The 18,401-nt window shown below is 63.6% G+C and carries 14 protein-coding genes; 8 read left to right on the top strand and 6 right to left on the bottom strand.

The window, feature by feature from the left end; translation table 11 throughout:
• The first annotated feature begins 91 nt into the window (after positions 1–91).
• From F8197_RS12735 to F8197_RS12720, 4 genes are all read left to right on the top strand, one after another.
• Positions 92–589 carry an SgcJ/EcaC family oxidoreductase gene (locus F8197_RS12735; protein WP_019920669.1) on the top strand — a complete coding sequence of 166 codons (498 nt, stop codon included), beginning with the start codon at positions 92–94 and terminating at the stop codon, positions 587–589.
• A gap of 248 nt (positions 590–837) precedes the next feature.
• Positions 838–1,674: a hypothetical protein gene (locus tag F8197_RS12730; RefSeq protein WP_152882197.1), complete on the top strand. Its 837-nt coding sequence runs from the start codon at positions 838–840 to the stop codon at positions 1,672–1,674.
• Between the two features lie 34 nt (positions 1,675–1,708).
• A complete protein-coding gene (locus F8197_RS12725) occupies positions 1,709–3,925 on the top strand; it encodes an acylase (RefSeq protein WP_152882196.1) in 2,217 nt (738 codons plus the stop codon).
• A gap of 323 nt (positions 3,926–4,248) precedes the next feature.
• The gene (locus F8197_RS12720; RefSeq protein ID WP_152882195.1) at positions 4,249–5,967 is read left to right on the top strand and encodes a methyl-accepting chemotaxis protein; all 1,719 of its coding nucleotides are present in this window, start codon (positions 4,249–4,251) and stop codon (positions 5,965–5,967) included.
• Between the two features lie 25 nt (positions 5,968–5,992).
• Here F8197_RS12720 and F8197_RS12715 read toward each other — a convergent pair whose 3' ends face one another.
• From F8197_RS12715 to F8197_RS12705, 3 genes are read right to left on the bottom strand one after another with little or no spacing between them, the layout of a single operon-like run.
• Positions 5,993–6,397 carry an HNH endonuclease gene (locus F8197_RS12715; protein WP_152882194.1) on the bottom strand — a complete coding sequence of 135 codons (405 nt, stop codon included), beginning with the start codon at positions 6,395–6,397 and terminating at the stop codon, positions 5,993–5,995.
• Between the two features lie 40 nt (positions 6,398–6,437).
• The gene (locus tag F8197_RS12710) at positions 6,438–7,613 is read right to left on the bottom strand and encodes a PLP-dependent aspartate aminotransferase family protein (RefSeq protein WP_152882193.1); all 1,176 of its coding nucleotides are present in this window, start codon (positions 7,611–7,613) and stop codon (positions 6,438–6,440) included.
• Entirely contained in the window at positions 7,610–8,977 is a 1,368-nt protein-coding gene (locus tag F8197_RS12705) for a pyridoxal-phosphate dependent enzyme (RefSeq protein WP_152882192.1), read from the bottom strand. The genes F8197_RS12710 and F8197_RS12705 overlap by 4 nt, the downstream gene beginning before the upstream one ends.
• 138 nt (positions 8,978–9,115) lie before the next feature.
• Between F8197_RS12705 and F8197_RS12700 the strand changes: the two genes are divergently transcribed.
• Positions 9,116–9,676 (top strand): thymidine kinase, encoded by a 561-nt coding sequence (locus F8197_RS12700; RefSeq protein ID WP_019920678.1) that lies wholly within the window; start codon positions 9,116–9,118, stop codon positions 9,674–9,676.
• A gap of 7 nt (positions 9,677–9,683) precedes the next feature.
• Here F8197_RS12700 and F8197_RS12695 read toward each other — a convergent pair whose 3' ends face one another.
• Together F8197_RS12695 and F8197_RS12690 are read right to left on the bottom strand one after the other, a co-directional pair.
• Complete coding sequence (locus tag F8197_RS12695) at positions 9,684–10,448, bottom strand: LytTR family DNA-binding domain-containing protein (protein WP_152882191.1); 765 nt, start codon at positions 10,446–10,448, stop codon at positions 9,684–9,686.
• Positions 10,445–11,509, bottom strand: coding sequence for a sensor histidine kinase (locus F8197_RS12690; RefSeq protein ID WP_152882190.1), 1,065 nt, complete (start codon positions 11,507–11,509; stop codon positions 10,445–10,447). The genes F8197_RS12695 and F8197_RS12690 overlap by 4 nt, the downstream gene beginning before the upstream one ends.
• Before the next feature lie 152 nt (positions 11,510–11,661).
• Between F8197_RS12690 and F8197_RS12685 the strand changes: the two genes are divergently transcribed.
• Entirely contained in the window at positions 11,662–12,477 is an 816-nt protein-coding gene (locus F8197_RS12685; protein WP_227012226.1) for a DUF2306 domain-containing protein, read from the top strand.
• A gap of 277 nt (positions 12,478–12,754) precedes the next feature.
• A complete protein-coding gene (locus F8197_RS12680) occupies positions 12,755–13,588 on the top strand; it encodes an alpha/beta fold hydrolase (RefSeq protein ID WP_152882855.1) in 834 nt (277 codons plus the stop codon).
• Here F8197_RS12680 and F8197_RS12675 read toward each other — a convergent pair whose 3' ends face one another.
• A complete protein-coding gene (locus F8197_RS12675; RefSeq protein ID WP_152882189.1) occupies positions 13,589–16,081 on the bottom strand; it encodes a glycosyl hydrolase 115 family protein in 2,493 nt (830 codons plus the stop codon). It lies immediately after the preceding gene.
• A gap of 190 nt (positions 16,082–16,271) precedes the next feature.
• Here F8197_RS12675 and F8197_RS12670 point away from each other — a divergent pair, with 190 nt between their 5' ends.
• Positions 16,272–18,392 (top strand): TonB-dependent siderophore receptor, encoded by a 2,121-nt coding sequence (locus F8197_RS12670; protein WP_152882188.1) that lies wholly within the window; start codon positions 16,272–16,274, stop codon positions 18,390–18,392.
• The last annotated feature ends 9 nt before the right edge of the window (positions 18,393–18,401 follow it).

Genomic DNA, 18,401 nt, shown 5'->3' with positions numbered 1-18,401 from the left:
GCCGGCAGATTTTTCAATCGCTCCGGTCCGCGATACTGACTTCATTGGCAGTCACTTGCTGCCGATGATCCTCAACTACATGGAGCACATAATGAAAAAAGTCCTGATCGCCCTCGCCCTCGCCGCCTCGACCACCTTCGCAGTCGCCGACATCGCGCCGAAGTTCTACGCCGGCGTTGTCACCGCCCCGGTCAACGCCCAGGAAGCGGAAATTGCCGCCCTGTTCGACAAATGGAATGCGACCCTGGCCACCGGCAACCCGGCCAAGGTGGCCAGCCTGTACGCCAGCGATGCGGTGCTCGAGCCGACCGTGTCGAACGAGGTGCGCACCACCCCGGCCGCGATCGAGGACTATTTCGTCAAGTTCCTCAAGATGAAGCCGGTCGGCACCATCAACATGCGCCAGATCCGCATGCTGGGCAACGATTCGGCACTGGATACCGGTGTGTACACGTTCCGGGTGACGGTCGATGGCAAGCCGCGTGATGTGCAGGCGCGTTACACCTATGTGTACAAGAAGGTCGGCGGCGAATGGAAAATCCTGAACCACCACTCGTCGGCCATGCCGGAAGTGATCGCTGCCAAGTAAGAAAAACGGAAAAAGCCCCGCAGTAGCAGCAACTACCCGGGGCTTTTGGTCAATAGCTGGAGAAAGCATGTTTGACTGCTGACGATGATAAATAGCGATTCTTAAGCCAATCTTAGCTGCACTGCACCATTTGTAAATTTTCAATCTTGAAGCCACTTTTTGTTGCGCCGTCCGGATGGTGTAGCATGTCGGGTGGCGCAGCGGGCGGGCGCATTTTGCCTGCCGCCGCCGGTACTTCAAGGAAAACCATGCAAATCAAAATTAACGACGTGTTGCGGGCCTACATCGAGCCGCTGACCGAGGCCGAGTACATGGCGCTCGAGCGCAGCGTGCTGGCCGAAGGCTGCCGCGACGCGCTGGTCCTGTGGCAGGACACCCTGGTGGACGGCCATAACCGTTATCAAATCTGCCAGGAACACGGCATCCCGTTCAAGGCCGTGGAAAACACCAGCTTCCGCGACCTCGACGACGTCAAACTGTGGATGATCGACAATAACCTGGGGCGCCGCAGCATTTCCGACTACCAGCGCGGCGTGCTCGCCCTGCGCAAGAAGGAAATCGTCCGCGCCCGCGCGCTGGAACTGGCTGCTGAGGCCGCTGCAGAAGACGCGGCCATCGCCCCACCGGACGGCGAAGCCAAGCCCAAGCCGGCCGCCATGCCGCTGACCTCGCGCGAAGACATTGCCCGCGCCGCGCGCCTGTCGAGCGCCACCATCAGCCAGATCGAAAAAATCCAGAAGACCGCCACGCCGGAACTGGTGGAAGCCGTGCGTTCGGGCACGATTTCCATCAATGCCGCCGCCACCGTGGCGTCGCTGCCGGAAGATGCGCAGATTGCCGCTGTCGCCGGCGGCAAGAAGGAACTGCAAAAGGCCGCCAAGGAAGTGCGCGAACTGCGCACGGCCGGCAAGCCACCGAAGGAAGCCAAGGGTGTGCGCGAGGACGGCGAGCGCGATTACAATCGCAATCCCACCGAAGCGGAAGAGCTGCGCCGTGAAAACGCGGCGCTGCGCGAAAAGAACGCGGCGTTGCTCGAGGAAATTACCGCGTTGCAGCGTCGCATTTCCGAACTCGCATCGAGCTGATCCCTAGGTTGAACTGTTAATCCGGAGTTTGTCGATGCAACGATGGCGCGCCACGCTGACCTTGCTTTGTTTTGTTCCCCTCAATGCAGCGCTGGCGGCCACGGCGGCGCCGGTTCCCCTGGCCGGCGCCGAACTGGCCCGCATGCAGGCCCAGGCCAAGCGCGTGACCATCGTGCGTGACAAGTGGGGCATCCCCCATGTGTATGGCAACAACGACGCCGACGCCGTGTTCGGCCTGCTGTACGCCCAGGCCGAGGACGATTTTCGCCGCGTCGAACGCAATTACATCAACGCCCTGGGCCGCCTGGCCGAAGTCGAAGGCGAGGCCGAGCTGTACCGCGACCTGCGCATGAAGCTGTTCATCAACCCGGACTTCCTCAAGGCCCAGTACCGGCAAAGTCCCGCCTGGCTCAAAAAACTGATGGTGGCGTTTGCTGACGGCCTGAACTACTACCTGGCCACGCATCCCGAGGTCAAACCCGACCTGATCACCCGTTTCGAGCCGTGGATGGCGCTGGCCTTCAGCGAAGGCAGCATCGGCGGCGACATCGAAACCATCGATATCAAGCAACTCGAAGCCTTGTATGCGCATGGCGCCCACCCGTTGATGGCGCCGATTTTGCTGGCAGAGCAGGGCAGCGACCTCGACCACGAACCGGGCGGCTCCAACGGTTTTGCCATCGCGCCGGCGATCACCAAAAACGGCCACGCGCTGTTGATGATCAACCCGCACACGTCATTCTATTTCCGCCCCGAAGTGCAGGTGCACAGCCGCCAGGGGCTCAATGCCTACGGCGCCGTGACCTGGGGCCAGTTCTTCGTGTACCAGGGTTTTAACGACCGGGTGGGCTGGATGCACACGTCGGGCGGCGGCGACGTCATCGACGAATACCTGGAAACCATCATCGACAGGAACGGCCAATACTTCTACCAGTACGGCAACGAGCAGCGGCCATTGCGTGCGGTCGATATCGCCCTGCCTTACAAGACCGCCGGCGGCATGGCCAGCAAGACGGTCAAGGTGTACTACAGCCACCACGGCCCCATCGTGCGCGCCAAAGACGGCAAGTGGGTTGCGGTCAAGCTGATGAACGAGCCGCTGAAGGCGCTGACGCAATCGTTCCTGCGCACCAAGGCGCGCAACTACAAGGAATTCTATAAATCGATGGAGTTGCGTACCAATTCCTCGAACAACACCGTGTATGCAGATGCGGACGGCAACATCGCCTATTTCCACGGCAATTTCATCCCGCGCCGCAACCCGAAAATCGACTTCAGGCGCCCGGTCGATGGCAGCGATCCGGCCACCGAATGGCAGGGTTTGCACGCGGTGAAGGAAACCATCACGTTGTTCAACCCGAAAAACGGCTGGATCTATAACACCAACAACTGGCCCTACACGGCGGCCGGCCCGTACAGCCCCAAGGCCAGCGACTATCCGGCGTACATGTCGATGAACCCGGAAAATCCACGCGGCATCCACGCCGTGCGGGTGATGGAAAACCGCAAGGACTTCACCATCGACAGCCTGATCGCGGCGGCCTACGACAACCAGTTGCCGGCATTCGAGCCGCTGCTCCCGCAACTGTTCGCGGCCTACGATGCGTTACCGGCCGGCGACCCGCTGATCGCGTCATTGGCGCCGCAAATCGCCGCGCTGCGCGGCTGGGATATGCGCTACACACTGGAGTCGGTCCCGACCTCGCTGGCGATTTACTGGGTGCAGGATCTGACAGCCGCTTTCGGTCCGGCCGCCAAGGCCAGGGACGTGCTGGTGCTCGATTACATCCAGGCCGCGCTGACGCCACGCCAGCGCCTGGAAGGGCTGGTGCGGGCGTCGGACAAGCTGACGGCCGACTTCGGCACCTGGCAAACCGCGTGGGGCGAAATCAACCGCTTCCAGCGCCGGACCGGCGACCTGGTGCAGCCGTTCGACGACAGCAAACCGAGCCTGCCGATTCCGTACGCGTCGGCCAACTGGGGCGCGTTGGCGGCCTATGGCATGACCTCGAAGCAAACAACCAAGCGCATCTACGGCGAACGCGGCAACAGCTTTGTCGCCGTGGTGGAGTTCGGCCCGCGCCTGAAGGCGCGCAGCATCCTGGTGGGCGGCCAGAGCGGCAATCCGGCGTCGCCGCATTTTGCCGATCAGGCCGAGATGTTTGCCAGGGGCGAGTTCAAGGAAGTGCTGTTTTACCGCGAAGACGTGGAGCGCAACGCCGAGCGCCGATATCACCCTGGCCAGCAATAATTGTTGGTCATATGCAACGTTGTTAAATATTTTTTTGCGCTGAATTCCAATATTGATATCGTAATCAATATGTCTCCGTGGAAATATAGATTCATGGCTGCTGACAGCCGCTAAAGCCTTATCCTGCCTGGGTGCGTGGTTTTTAGATAACTGTTCGAGCTTGTCTGGCGCGGCCCTCGGATTGTGTTACAGCCGAATTTTGCCTGTTTATCAGCATTGATATTCTATATAAGAAATATTAATTTCCGCTGATATAGTGATATCTACAGGAATGCTCAAGGGCAATTCCACTGGCTTTCACTCACTTTGGCAAGGCACACTCCATGAAAAATCTTAACATCGGCGTCCGCCTGGGCATCGGTTTCGGCATCGTATTGCTGCTCCTGGCGGTCACTACCGCGATCGCGGTCCTGCGCATGCAGGAAGGCACGGCGCTCACGGACCGGCTCATCAACACCAGTTACAAGAACCAGCGCCTGGTGGCGGAGTGGGCCAAGGTCATCGAAATCAATGCGGTCCGTTCGTCCGCCGCCTGGCAGGCCAGTGACGCGGAAGATCAAAAAAACTACGAGGCCGGCATTGCCGCCGCGTCGGCCCGCGCGGGCGAGGTACAGGAAGAGATCAACAAGAGCATCCGCAACCCCGGCGTACGGGCCCAGTTCGACCAGGTGCTGCTCGCACGTACCGCGTATATCGATGCGCGCAAGCTGGTCTTTCAACTCAAGACCGCCGGCGACCTGGCGCAGGGCAAGATTGCCTACGATACCGGCCTGGTTCCCAAGGCTGCCGCTTACCTGGCCGAAGTGAACAAGCTGCAAACGCTGCAAGTGGCTGCTGCCGACGGCATTGCCAGCAACGTGCTGGACCTGTCGGTCTCCACCCGTAACGTCATCATCGTGCTGGGCCTGGTTGCGCTGGCGCTGGGCGTGGGCTTTGCGCTTTACATCACGCGCTCGATCACCGGTCCGATCAACCGCGCACTGCAAGTGGCCGAGACCGTTTCTGCCGGCGACCTCACCAGCGTGATCGTGGTCGATAGCCGCGACGAGACCGGCCGCCTGATGCAGGCGTTGAAGACGATGAACGATAACCTGGTCACCATCGTGGCCCAGGTGCGCAGCGGCACCGACACCATGGCTACTGCCTCGGCCGAAATCGCGGCCGGCAACCAGGACTTGTCGAGCCGCACCGAACAGCAAGCCAGTTCGCTGGAAGAAACTGCTTCGTCGATGGAAGAGCTGACCGCCACGGTGCGCCAGAATGCCGACAACGCGCGCGAAGCCAACCGCCTGGCGCAGGACGCTGCCGGCGTTGCCAACCGGGGCGGCGCGGTGGTGGCCGACGTGGTCGATACCATGGGTTCGATCAACGAATCGTCGCGCAAGATCGTCGATATCATCTCGGTCATCGACGGCATCGCGTTCCAGACCAATATCCTGGCCCTGAACGCGGCCGTGGAAGCGGCCCGCGCGGGCGAACAGGGCCGTGGTTTCGCGGTCGTGGCGTCGGAAGTGCGCAACCTGGCCCAGCGCTCGGCGGCAGCAGCCAAGGAAATCAAGGTCTTGATCGACGACTCGGTGCACAAGGTGGAGGCCGGCTCGGCGCTGGTGGACCAGGCCGGCCACACCATGAACGAAATCGTCCAGGGCATCGGCCAGGTGACCAGCATCATGGCCGAGATCACCAGCGCCAGTGCCGAGCAGAGCGCCGGCATCGAGCAGGTCAATCAGGCCATCACCGAGATGGACCAGGTCACCCAGCAAAATGCCGCGCTGGTGGAAGAAGCCTCGGCCGCCGCCGAAGCGATGCAGGACCAGGCAGCCGGACTGTCGCAAGTGGTGAGCGTGTTCAAGCTTGACGGCATGGCCCAGTCAGCCCCGCCACGCCAGGCGGCCAAGCCTGCGCGTCCGGTGGCAAGCCGCACGCCGGCCGCAGCGCCACCGCGCTTGCCGGCAGCGAGCAAGCCAGCAGCAACAGCATCGGCACCGGTCCGCAAGCCGGCGCCAGCCAAGGCAGAAACGAACGAGTGGGAAGAATTTTAAATTACGGTGATTAAAACGAGGGCGTTCAGGTCTGGATCAGATGCTCCGACTCTTCTCTCGTCAATAGCGGCGGCTCCACCTCCGGCACGCCGGCCACCAGCTCCAGGTTGTCGATATTGTTGTTGCGTACATTGCCGTCCTTGTGGCGCACGCTGGTGTAACGCTTGGGGTTGGGCAGGTACACTTCGGCCACCAGTTCGTGCACGTAGAACTCGCCGGTCCGGTTGCCGCCGCGCAGCTTGACGCGCAAGCCGTCCGGGTACAGGGTGGGGCGTACCGCGCTCACCTTGGGCCCGGCGCACATCAGTACCCGGCCGTCGCGCGAGATCTTGTACATGCCGCTGCCAGGGATGGGCTTGGCGCTGGCCACGGTGATCGAGTACAGCACCCCGAGGGCCAGGACGCCGGCGATAATGAAGACGATTTCCATCTTGGTGGGTGTGGTTGTGGTGATGGGGCGATACTAGCAGCTATATCGCATCGAGCGAGCGCCGAATATCGGCCTTTAAATCCCCTATATCTTCGATTCCAACCGACAACCGTATCAGACCGTCGCCGATGCCGAGCTGCGCGCGCTGTTCGGGCGGGATGCTGGCGTGGGTCATCAGGGCCGGGTGCTCGATCAGGCTCTCCACGCCGCCCAGGCTTTCGGCCAGCGCAAACACCTGGCAATGCTCGAGAAAACGCCGCGCACCGGCCAGGTCGGTGTCCAGGTCGATCGAGATGATGCCGCCGTAACCGTCCATTTGCCGCTGCGCCAGCGCGTGCTGCGGGTGCGAAGCCAGGCCCGGATAGAATACGCGCCGCACTTCGGGCTGCTGTTCGAGCCAGGTGGCCAGTTCCAGCGCGCTGCGGCAATGGCGCTCCATGCGGATCGCCAGCGTTTTGACCCCGCGCAGTATCAAAAAGCTGTCGAACGGTCCGGCGATCGCGCCGACCGAGTTTTGCAGGAAACCCAGTTGCTCGCGCCAGCCTTGCTGGTGCGGCGCGCCGCCGACGATGGCAATGCCGCCGATCACGTCCGAGTGGCCGTTCAGGTACTTGGTGGCGGAGTGGACCACGATATCGAAGCCATGCTCGAGCGGGCGCTGCACCAGCGGGCTGGCAAAGGTGTTGTCGGCCACGGCAATGATGCCGCGCTCGCGGCAAATGGCCGCAATCGCTCTGAGGTCCGCCAGCTTGAGCATCGGATTGGTCGGGGTTTCGACCCACACCATTCTGGTGTCCGGGCGCAGCGCGGCCAGCAGGTTGGCCGGGTCGGTGAGGTCCACGTAGGTAAAATCGTGGCCGCTGCTGCGCCGGCGCACCCGTTCGAACAGCCGGTACGTGCCGCCGTACATATCGTCGCCGGCAACGATGTGAGACCCGGCGTCGAGCAGTTCGAGCACGGTGGAAATCGCTGCCAGGCCCGAGGCAAACGCGTACGCCTGGGCGCCGCCTTCGAGGTCGGCCACGCAGCGTTCGAGCGCCCAGCGCGTGGGGTTGTGCGAGCGGCCGTAGTCGAGACCCTTGTGCACGCCCGGGCTTTCCTGGACGTACGTGGACGTGGCGTAAATCGGCGGCATGATGGCGCCGGTGGAAGGGTCGGGCGCCTGGCCGGCGTGGATCACGCGGGTGGCCAGCGCCTGCTTGAGATGGTCGTTCAAGAGAGCTTCCTTCGCAGGTGGTTGAGCAGGTCGAAGCGCGTGATCAGGCCGTAAAAAATATCGCCATCGGCTACCACGGCGGTGAGGCCGCTGTCGAGCACGGCGCGCAGCGCGTGCAGGTCGGCCTGCGGATGCAGGATGTCGAGCCGGCGCGTCATGGTGTCGCCCACGGTGCGGGCAAAGCGTTCGGGGTGGGTATCGACCGCCAGCAGCAGGTCCGATTCGTCGATGATGCCGGCCAGCCTGCCGCCGGCAATCACCGGCAACTGCGCCAGGTCGGCGGCGCGCATGCGGTTGAATGCGATCAGCAGCGAGTCGTCGGGGGCCACGCTGACGACCTGGCCGGCGTCGTAGCGGCGCCCGATCAGGTCGCGCAAGTCGCGCTCGGGTGCGTGTTCGATCAGGCCCTGGTCCTGCATCCAGCCGTCGTTATAGACCTTGGACAGGTAGCGGGTGCCGGTGTCGCACACGAAACTGACCACGCGCTTCGGCACCGTTTGCGCGCGGCAGTATTGCAGGGCTGCCGCCAGCAGGGTGCCGGTGGACGAGCCGCCGGCGATGCCCTCTTCGCGCAACAGCGTGCGCGCGGTGTCGAAACTTTGCTGGTCGGTGATGGTGTAGGCCTGCCTGACGCCGCCGAAGTCGGCAATGGCCGGAATGAAATCCTCGCCGATGCCTTCCACGGCCCACGAGCCGGACGTCTCGCTGACGTGGCCGGTGGCGATGTACTCGGCCAGGATGGAGCCGGCCGGGTCGGCCAGGATAAAGTCCACCTGCGGCGCCACGCGGCGGAAGTAGCGGGTGAGACCGGTGAGCGTGCCCGAGGAACCCACGCCCACCACGATGGCGTCGATGTCGTGACCCATCTGCTCCCAGATTTCGGGGCCGGTGGTGGTTTCATGGGCCAGCGGATTGGCGGGATTGTTGAACTGGTCGGCAAACCATGCGCCCGGCAATTCGGTTGCGAGGCGCGCGGCGAAATCCTGGTAGTACTCGGGGTGGCCCTTGCCCACGTCCGAGCGCGTGGTGCGCACTTCGGCGCCCAGGGCTTTCAGGTGCAATACTTTTTCGGCAGACATTTTATCGGGCACGACCAGCAGCACGCGGTAGCCTTTCAGGCGTCCGACCAGTGCCAGGCCGAGGCCGGTATTGCCGGCGGTGGCTTCGATGATGGTGCCGCCCGGCTTCAGGCGGCCATCGGCCTCGGCCGCTTCGATCATGGCCATGCCGATGCGGTCCTTGATGGAGCCGCCGGGGTTTTGCGATTCGAGCTTGAGGAACAATTGGCAGGGGCCGGTGTCGAGACGGGTAATCTCGGCCAGTGGCGTGTTGCCGATCAGGGAAAACAGTGCGGGTGCGGACATCCGGGTCTCCTTGGGTCTCATGGTAAGAGAACGGCAAGTATGCCCTTTTTTTGTATGGCACGGTTGATGGCGTCTATAATCGCGCTCATTCTTTTTTGCGCGCCCCCGCGCTGCAGATTCACCTCATTTTGGAACGTTATGGCTAGTCTTCACTTCAGGTATTCGGCGATGAACGCAGGCAAGAGTACCTACCTGCTGCAAGTCGCGCACAATTACAAGGAAAACGGCATGGAGGTGCTGCTGCTGACCTCCGCGCTCGATGGCCGCGACGGCTTTGGCGTGATTGCGTCGCGCATCGGCCTCAAGAGCGAGGCCACCACCTACAGTGCCGACACCGACTTTGCCGCGCTGCTGCAAGACGTAAAGGTCGCATGCGTGCTGATCGACGAGGCGCAATTCCTCACTGTCGCGCAGGTGCACCAGCTGCACTGGTGGGTCCACACCACCAATACGCCGGTGATGTGCTTCGGCCTGCGGTCCGATTTTCAGGGCAATCCGTTCCCCGGCTCGGCCGCCTTGCTGGCGCTGGCCGACAGCCTCGAAGAAATCAAGACCATCTGCAAGTGCGGCAAGAAAGCAACCATGAATATCCGCACCGACGAGCACGGCGTGCGCGTGCGCGAAGGCGATCAGGTTCTGATCGGCGGCAACAGCGCGTACCGCCAGGTGTGCGCGCGCTGCTTCTATACCGTGGCCTGATTGCCGGCTACATTTGCCGAAAATGGTGCAGGTAGTTGCGGCTGACCGGCAGCACGGCCGGATGCGCCTTCAGGTGCAGTTCGGCAGTCTCGTTGACGCCGCGCACCACTTCACGCACGCTGCCCAGGTTGACGATGACCGAGCGATGCGTCTGCACGAAGCGGGCGGGATCGAGTTCCTCGCTCAGTTCGCGAATGCTCTTGCGAATCAGCGCTTCGCCGTCCGTCCAGGCCACCAGCGTGTATTTTTCGTCGGCGCGCAGGAACAGCACCTGGTCCACCGGGATCAGCCGCACGCTGTTGCCCACCGACGCCTTGATCCATTGCAGCCATGACGTGGCCGGGCTTGGCGCGCGCTGCGCGTAGCGCTCGGCCAGCTGGTCGAGCACGGTATCGAGCGCCACGCTGGCCTGCTTGCGCGCACGCAGCCGCGCCACGGTGTCGGCCAGCCGGGCTTGGTCGACCGGTTTGACCAGGTAATCGATGGCGCCTTGTTCGAATGCCTGCACTGCGTATTGTTCATAGGCGGTCACGAACACCAGGTGGGCGCGCCGGCCCAGCGCGCGCGCCGTCTCGATGCCGTTCAGGCCGGGCATGTGAATGTCGAGGAAGACGATGTCGGGACAGTGCACGGCGGCGAGCTCCAGCGTTTCCGGGCCGTTGCGGGCATCGGGCGCCAGGTGTAGCTCGGGCCATAGCCGCGCCAGCATGCCGCGCAGGCGTTCGCGCAGCAGCGGTTCGTCGTCGGCGATCAGGGCAGTGGTGCGGGTCATGGTGATCCTGGTTGAAAATGCAGTTCCACGCGCACGCCATGGGGCGCTTGTTCGTGGATGTCGAGCCGGGCGCTGGCGCCATACAATGCTTGCAGCCGCGCTTGCAGGTTGGACAGGCCGGTGCCAGGCTGCGCCGTTTCCGCCATGCCCACGCCGGTATCGGCCACCCACAGCACGACCTTGCCGGTGGCGGTATCGGCCTCGCCGCCGACGTCGATGCGGCCTCCATCCATGCCGGGATCTATGCCGTGGCGCACGGCGTTTTCTACCAGCGTGAGCAGTGCCATGGCGGGGAAGCGCAGCGGCGCGAGCGCCGGCAGGCTGGCGACCGTGAAGTGCAGCCGGTCCGGCATGCGCATATGCATCAGTTCCAGGTAAGTGCGCACCAGTTGCAGCTCGCTGCCCAGGGTGGCGTCGGCGGCGTTCAGGCGCGGCATGGCGGCGCGCAGGTAGGCAATCAGGTGGCGCAGCACGGGGCCGGCATTGGGCGAGCCGGCGTCCACCAGCGCTTCCACGTTGGCCAGCGTGTTGAACAGGAAGTGCGGTTCGATCTGCGCTTGCAACAGGCGCAGGCGTGCGTCCGACAGTTCCCGCTCCAGCGTGTTTTTTTCCAGCTCCACTTGCAAACGGTCGGCGCGCTCTCGGGCCAGCCGCTCGCCGCGCATGGCCAGCAGAGACATGGTCAGCCCGAAGAGCAGCGCCAGGCCCATCATCATGATGTGACCGGTGAGTATCTGGACGTCGTTGAAATACGTGAGCACGCCCCAGCCTTGCGTGAGCACTGCCGAACCGAGTGAGGCGAACGGCGCCATGACGATAATCGCCAGCAACCGCGCCGCGCGCAGCGACAGCCAGCGCGGCCGCAGCGCACCGGCCGCGCTATACGCCAGCAACAAGCAGCCACCGACAAAACCGATCCGTGCCAGCACTGCCAGGAACGCGGTGCCGGACGCCTTGTGCAGCAGCCACGACAGCGGCAGCACGATGGCGGCCACCACCAGCGCCTGGCGCCGGGTGGGCAGCAGGGCGGGAGCGGGGCGGGTAATCGCAGCGGCAGTCATCGACCCACAATAACCGCAATGGCGCCGCCATTCAAGCCCCCGTCGTTCAACCCTGATTTTCCGTCGTTCGTCGCACCGATGCCGGCATGGTCTTGCAGGCCGTGGCTACGGCTGGCTATCGTGGGCCCAACACAACAACGATGGAGCATGGCATGACCAGCACGCGAATCCCCCTGTTTGCACTCGACACCGCCGCCCGGCTGTGGTTCGTGGTCACGCTGGCCGGGCAGCTGATGTTTGGCGCCTATATTGTGGCGCTGTATGGTGGCGCCATCGCGCGCGGCGACCCGGCGCGCTGGAATGCCGTGATGACGCATGGCCATGTCGCGGGGGCGACCGCAGGCAACGCCGCCGTGGCTGTGCATTTGCTGCTGGCGGCGGTGATCATGCTGGGCGGTGCATTGCAACTGGTGCCCGGATTGCGCACAGCCTTGCCGCGCCTGCATCGCTGGAATGGCAGGATGTATTTGCTCGGCGCCGTGCTGGCTGCCATCAGCGGCCTGTACATGATGTGGTGGCGCGGCGCCGTGGGCGACCTCATCCAGCACATCGGCACCAGCATCAATGCGCTGCTGGTACTGCTGTGTGCTTACCAGGCCTTGCGTCACGCACTGGCGCGGCGCATCGACGCGCACCGGCGCTGGGCGCTGAGGCTGTTCCTGTGCGTGAGCGGCGTCTGGTTTTTCCGGGTGGGGCTGATGTGCTGGATCGCCCTGAACGGCGGCCCCGCCGGGTTCGATCCGGCCACTTTTACCGGGCCGGCGCTGAGTGTGCTGGCGTATGCCCAGTACCTGGCGCCGCTGCTGGTGCTGGAAATCTATCTGCGTGCGCGCCGCAATGCGCAGCCGGCCGGGCAGGTGGCGGCTGCGGCGTTGGTCATGTTTTCGACCGGGCTGATCGCCGTTGGCGTTGCGGTGGCGACTGTCGGGATGTGGTTGCCGCAGTTGGGTGGCGGCGCCACCAACTGAACTTAATGGCAGTGGTGGCCCTATCCAAAGACAGAATACAAGGTGGTATGCGATGGTGTCCAATGGTGGTATCGGCTCCCGCACAGCGCGAGCAGTACCAACCACCCGAACGACAACCTGCCAGGAGCACCAAGTGAAATCCGATCACACCCCAAGCGACACCGTTACCTCGCGCCGTACCGCCATCGTCGGCAGCCTCGGCGTGGCTGCCGCAGCAGTCGCGGCCACTTTGCCGGCGGCATCGTCGGCCGCTACGCCAGCGGGCCGGAGCGCCACCATGGACAGCGGCTTTGTCACCGTCAAGGACGGCGCCCAGATTTTCTACAAGGACTGGGGCCCGAAAGACGCACCAGTGGTGTGGTTCCACCACGGCTGGCCGTTGACGTCCGACGACTGGGATGCCCAGATGATGTTTTTCCTGCAGAACGGCTACCGCGTGATTGCCCACGACCGTCGCGGCCACGGCCGCTCCACCCAGACCGACAAGGGTAACGATATGGACACCTACAGCTCGGACACCGCCGAGTTGGTCGCTGCGCTGAAAGTCAAAAAGGCCATCCACGTGGGTCACTCGACCGGCGGCGGCGAAGTGGCGCGCTACACGCGCCAGCATGGCAAGGGCCTGGTCACCAAGGCGGTGCTGATCAGCGCGGTACCACCAATCATGGTCAAGTCGGCCACCAATCCGGACGGCGTGCCGCTGTCGGTGTTTGACGATATCCGCAAGGGCACTGCGTTCAACCGCTCGCAGTTCTACATGGACTTGACGATCCCGTTCTACGGCTTCAACCGTCCGGGCGCGAAAGTGTCGGAAGCGGTGCGTAACAACTGGTGGCGCCAGGGCATGATGGGCGGCGTCAAGGCCGCCTACGATTGCGTGTTCCAGTTTGCGCAAGTGGACTTTACTGACGACCTGCGCGCGATGGACATGCCGGTGCTGGTGTTGCACGGTGAAGACGACCAGATCGTGCCGTTTGCCAATAGCGGCGCCAAGTCGGTCAAGCTGGTCAAGAACGGCAAGCTGATTTCGTATCCAGGCTTCCCGCACGGCATGCCCACCACGCACGCCGACGTGATCAACGCCGACCTGCTGAAGTTCTTCAAGTCGTAATTACCGGCCTGCTGTTGGCGGCGCGCCGTAGTAGTCGGGTGCGCCGTCGGCGCTGATGTCGATGCGGTCCAGGATGAAGCCCGGATCGAGCGCCACCACCTGGATGCGGTGCGCGCCCTTGGTCAGCTGTGGCCGCTCCAGGATGCGCACCGCCGTGTTACTCAGCACATTCTGTTTCCATTCATCGCTGCGGCCGAAGGTGCGGAAGTCCAGTACTTCCCACGGACCGTCGTCGAGGCGCACGCCGATGCGCAGGCTGTTGGCCGATGTCAACGGATGCACGGGCACTGCCACCAGCTTGATCTTTGCGCTGCCCGTATTCTTTTGCTCGAAGCGGTAGTCGAGCGGGGCAAGCTTGGCCGCTTCCTCCACCGTTAACGAGGCCATGTTGAGCCGGCTGCGTAACGCGTCGCCGTTGCTGCCCAGTCCCGGCACCACTTCCCACGCTGCATTTTTTCCGCTTGACGCCGCCGCCAGCGAAATCACCGGCACCTTGCTGACGGGGAGGGCAATCGCCTTGGCCGGCGCCGGGTAGGTCGGAAACACCGGTGCGTGGAACACCGGCAGCCGGCGCGGCGCCAGGTCCATCATGTGTTGCCATTTGCCGCCGGCCAGCGCGTTATACCGGGCGGTGTCGGCCACCAGCGCCGCGTGTGCGGCCCTGGCTTGCTCCACCTGCTCCTGGGCGCCGGCCTGGCTTTGGCGCGCCAGGGCCGCCGCCAGTTCTAGCTTGAGGATGCGGGCATTGAGATTGGCGCTGGCGCGGATCGGGTACAGCACCAGTTCGAAGTACGCGTCCTGGCGGTCGGCCGGCAGGGCGGCGCCCAGCTGTTCCGCTTGTTTGGTCAGTGCTTCGTAGCGGGCCAGGCGGCGGCGTGCTTCGTCGCCACCGGTGCGCAGGTAGGCGTTGACGCCGTTCGGCGTGGTCGGCTCGGTCTGACCAAAACCCATGAACTCGGGCCGGCGCTCCCAGGCCAGGTCATAGTACTCGCGCTTGAGCGCGGCCAATGCGTCGGCCTGCTGGCTGCCGAACTGCGCGGCGAACCAGGCGCGCTGGTGCTGGTCGGGCGTCTGGGCGATCTGCGTGTGGTCGAAAGCGAGGTCGAGAAAATACTGGGTCAGGTATTCGACTGGCTTGATGTCGCCCACGTTGACGATCCACATATTGCGGGCGCCGGTCTGCCAGGCGCGGTCGAGCTGTTCTCGCACCAGCGCCGGCCGGGTGGTGCCGAGCCACAGGTAGTCGTGCGGCCGCCCCCAGTACGACAGGTGATAATAGATGCCGGCGCCGCCCGGCCGGGCGCGTTCCTGCGGCGTGCTCAATTGGGCCAGGTAGCCGTAGTTGTCGTCGGGCCAGACGATGGTGGCGTCGCCCGGCACCTTGAGTCCGGCCTTGTACAGGTCCAGCACTTCCTTGTACAGCGTGAGCGCCTGCGGTATCTCGGCGACCGGTTTGCCGGTCGATTTGGCCAGCATCTGGCGTTGCAGGCCGACCACTTCGGCCACCGCGTCGCGCGCCTGCTCGGTGCTGCCAGCACCTTCCATCGGCGAATCGTGGATGCCGCGCACGCCGAGGCTGTAGATATTCTCGTAGCCTTTGACTTCATCGACGCGGCGTTGCCAGTAGTTGAGCATCTTGTCGCGGTTGGTGAAGAAGTTGAATTCGCCGTCTTCCTTCTTGCGCCACTCGCGTACGTTGTTGCGCATCATCGGCTCGGCATGCGAGGTGCCGACCACGATCGCGTAATCGCGCGCCATCTCCGGGTTGCCGGCGATCTGGTAGAACGGCTTTGTACTGTCGTGCATGGCCGGCCAGATGGTGTTGGCTTTCAGTCGCCACAGCAGCTCGTAGATGCGCGCGTAGGTGGCCGGGCCGATGTCCTTCGCTTGCTTGTCATAGGTCTTGGCGGCCCACGGTTGCAAACCCCAGTCCTCGTCATTGAGGAAGATACCGCGATATTTCACCGACGGCGGTGTCGAGAGCACCGCGCGGTCATCGACCGTGATGCTGGCCTGCTTGCGCGGCGCCACGTCGGCCCACCACTCCCAGCTCGATACGCCCAGCTCGCGGGTCAGGTCCACCACGCCCCAGGTGGCGCCGCGCGCGTCCGATCCGGCAATCAGCAGGTACGTGGTGGCGCCGGCTGGCACCACTGCGCGCCGGTAGCGTTCCCACTGGCCGCGCAGGTCGCTTAGTGCCAGTTTGGCGTCGGCCGCGATCTTTGCCACCTGCGGTGCGTCGTGGCGGCCGAGCACGATGCATACCCGGCCGCAGTCGGCCAGGCTGGTGCCGACCTTCGGCGCCACGCCGCTGACCGCTTGCAGGTCGCGCGCCAGCAGGCGGGCGGCGAGGGCGGCGGTGGGCGTGTCTTCGTGGACCACGGTGGCGACCTGTTTGCCGTCGTACAGCGTGAGGGCGCTGGCGGGCAGGGCGGCCATCAAGGCCATCACAATGGGAATGATCCGCAGCGCGAAAATCGTGGGAGTGCTCATCTGTTCCTGCTAGGTGGGTGACGCGACGAAAGATGGCAGATAGTACAAGAAGCCAAATTGCTGTACTAATGTTTTACTAAAGTGCTCAATTGAATGATTAAATACATGCTTCCTTGCCCATATCCTTAATGCAATTTAGTTGCGTTGCATGTAGAATGCAAGTCTGTTGCGTTTAATTTCGGGAGCATTCATGTTTGTCGTTCGTCCTTCGCGTCTTGCCGTTTGCCTGGCTGCCGCGTATCCGTGGTTTGCCGTGGCTGGTCCGGCCGAGGATGCCCCCAATGCCGCCGAAGTGACCGATGTGGTCAACGTGGTGGCCGCGCGCCAGCCGTATCGCAGCCTGTCTGCCACCGGCGCCACCAAGACCGAGACCGACCTGAAGGACTTGCCGCAATCGGCCCGCGTGCTCACCGCCGACATGCTCGGCGACGCTGGCGTCACCCGCCTGGCCGATGCGCTCGACATGGGCAGCAGCATCGCCCGCCAGAACAACTTCGGCGGCGTGTGGGACAGCTACTCGGTGCGCGGTTTTACCGGCGACCCCAACTACGGTTCCGACTTCCTGGTCAACGGCTTCAGCTCCAGCCGTGGTTACAACGGCCTGCGCGATATCGCCAACGTCAGCAGCATCGAGATCCTCAAGGGCCCGGCCGCCGCACTGTACGGCCGCGGCGAGCCAGGCGGCATCATCAATATCGCCACCAAAAAGCCGCTGTTCCAGCCGTCTTATGCGATCGAGCAATCGGTCGGCAGCCACGATACGTACCGCACGGCGGTGGACCTGACCGGCCCGCTGGGCGAGAACGTGGCCTACCGCCTGAACGGCTCCTACGAAAAAGGCCACAGCTTCCGCGACTTCGTCACCAGCGAGCGCCATTTGTTGTCGCCGTCGGTGATCTGGCGCATTTCCGACGCCACCACGCTGTCGTACGAACTCGAGCAAGTCGAGCAGAAGGGCAATTTTGACCGTGGCGTGGTGGCGGTGAAGGGCGTGCTGGGCCTGATCCCGAATTCGCGCTTCCTCGGCGACCCGGCCGATGGTCCCACTACCATCAAGTCCACCGGCCACCAGGTGTTCTTGCAGCACGACTTCCAGGAAGGCTGGTCGCTGCAAAGCGGTCTGTCGTACCGCAGCAGCGAAATGAAAGGGTTTTCCAGCGACGCCACCGTGTTGCAGGCCGACGGCCGCACCCTGTGGCGCCAGCGCCGCTTCCGCGATTTTTCGGGCCAGGACTGGTCCGGCCGGGTGGAGCTGCTCGGCAAGCTCAATACCGGCGCGGTGCGCCACAACGTGCTGTTCGGTGTCGATGGCTACCGTTTCGTCGATGATCGCCTGCAACTGCGACGCAACCCGAGCGCGGCCGCACCGTACAGCATCGACATCTACAACCCGGTCTATGGCGGCGCGCAGCCAACCAACCTGTCGCGCTCGATTGATACCCGCGAGCAGCAATGGTCCACCGGCGTGTACGTGCAGGACCAGATCGATTTAAGCCGGCAATGGAAAGCGCTGCTGGGCGTGCGCCGCGACGCCTATCGCCAGCGCATCACCAACGCGCTGCTGGCCGGACGCGTCAATGAACAGCGGATCGAAGCGACCAGCCCGCGCGCCGGCCTGGTGTACCAGCCGACCAGACAGGTGTCGCTGTACGTATCGGCGGCCAAGTCGTTCCGGCCTAACAGCGGCATCAGCATTGCCAACGAATCGTTCCCGGCCGAGAGCAGCCGCGCCTACGAGGCGGGCGTCAAGTTCGACACGCCTGACGGCAAACTGAGCAGCACGCTGGCCGTGTACTCGATCAAGAAGGAAAACGTATTGACCGTCAACCCGGTCGATAACAACTTCTCGCTGGCCGCTGGCGAAGTGGGCAGCAAGGGCGTGGAGCTCGACGTGGCGGGCGAGGTGGCGCGCAAGTTGCAGCTGTCGTTCTCGTACGCTTATACGGATGCGACGATCTTGCGCGACAACGTGCTGGCAATGGGCGGTACGGTGGCCAATGTGCCGAAGCAGAGCGCCAACCTGCTGCTGGTGCGCGAATTCAAGGTGCTGGGCAAGCGCGCCTCGCTCGGTGGCGGGTTCAATTATGTTGGTGAGCGCAATGGCGACGTGGCGATCAGCCGCAGCTTTGTCTTGCCGGCGTACACCACGGCCAAGCTGGTATCGTCGTTCGACGCGACGCGCCAGTTGCGCCTCTCGCTCGACATCGACAACCTGTTCGACAAAGTTTATTATCCGAGCGCCTATCAGCAAACCTGGGTGGCGCCCGGCGACGAGCGCCGCGTAACCTTGAAAGCGCACTATAAATTTTAACGGGTGGAT

The sequence above is a fragment of the Duganella sp. FT27W genome, from assembly GCF_009295655.1.
Taxonomy (GTDB): domain Bacteria; phylum Pseudomonadota; class Gammaproteobacteria; order Burkholderiales; family Burkholderiaceae_D; genus Rugamonas; species Rugamonas zoogloeoides.
The sequence above is the reverse complement of the archived record's forward strand: the minus strand, read 5'-3'. Positions and strand labels throughout refer to the sequence as shown.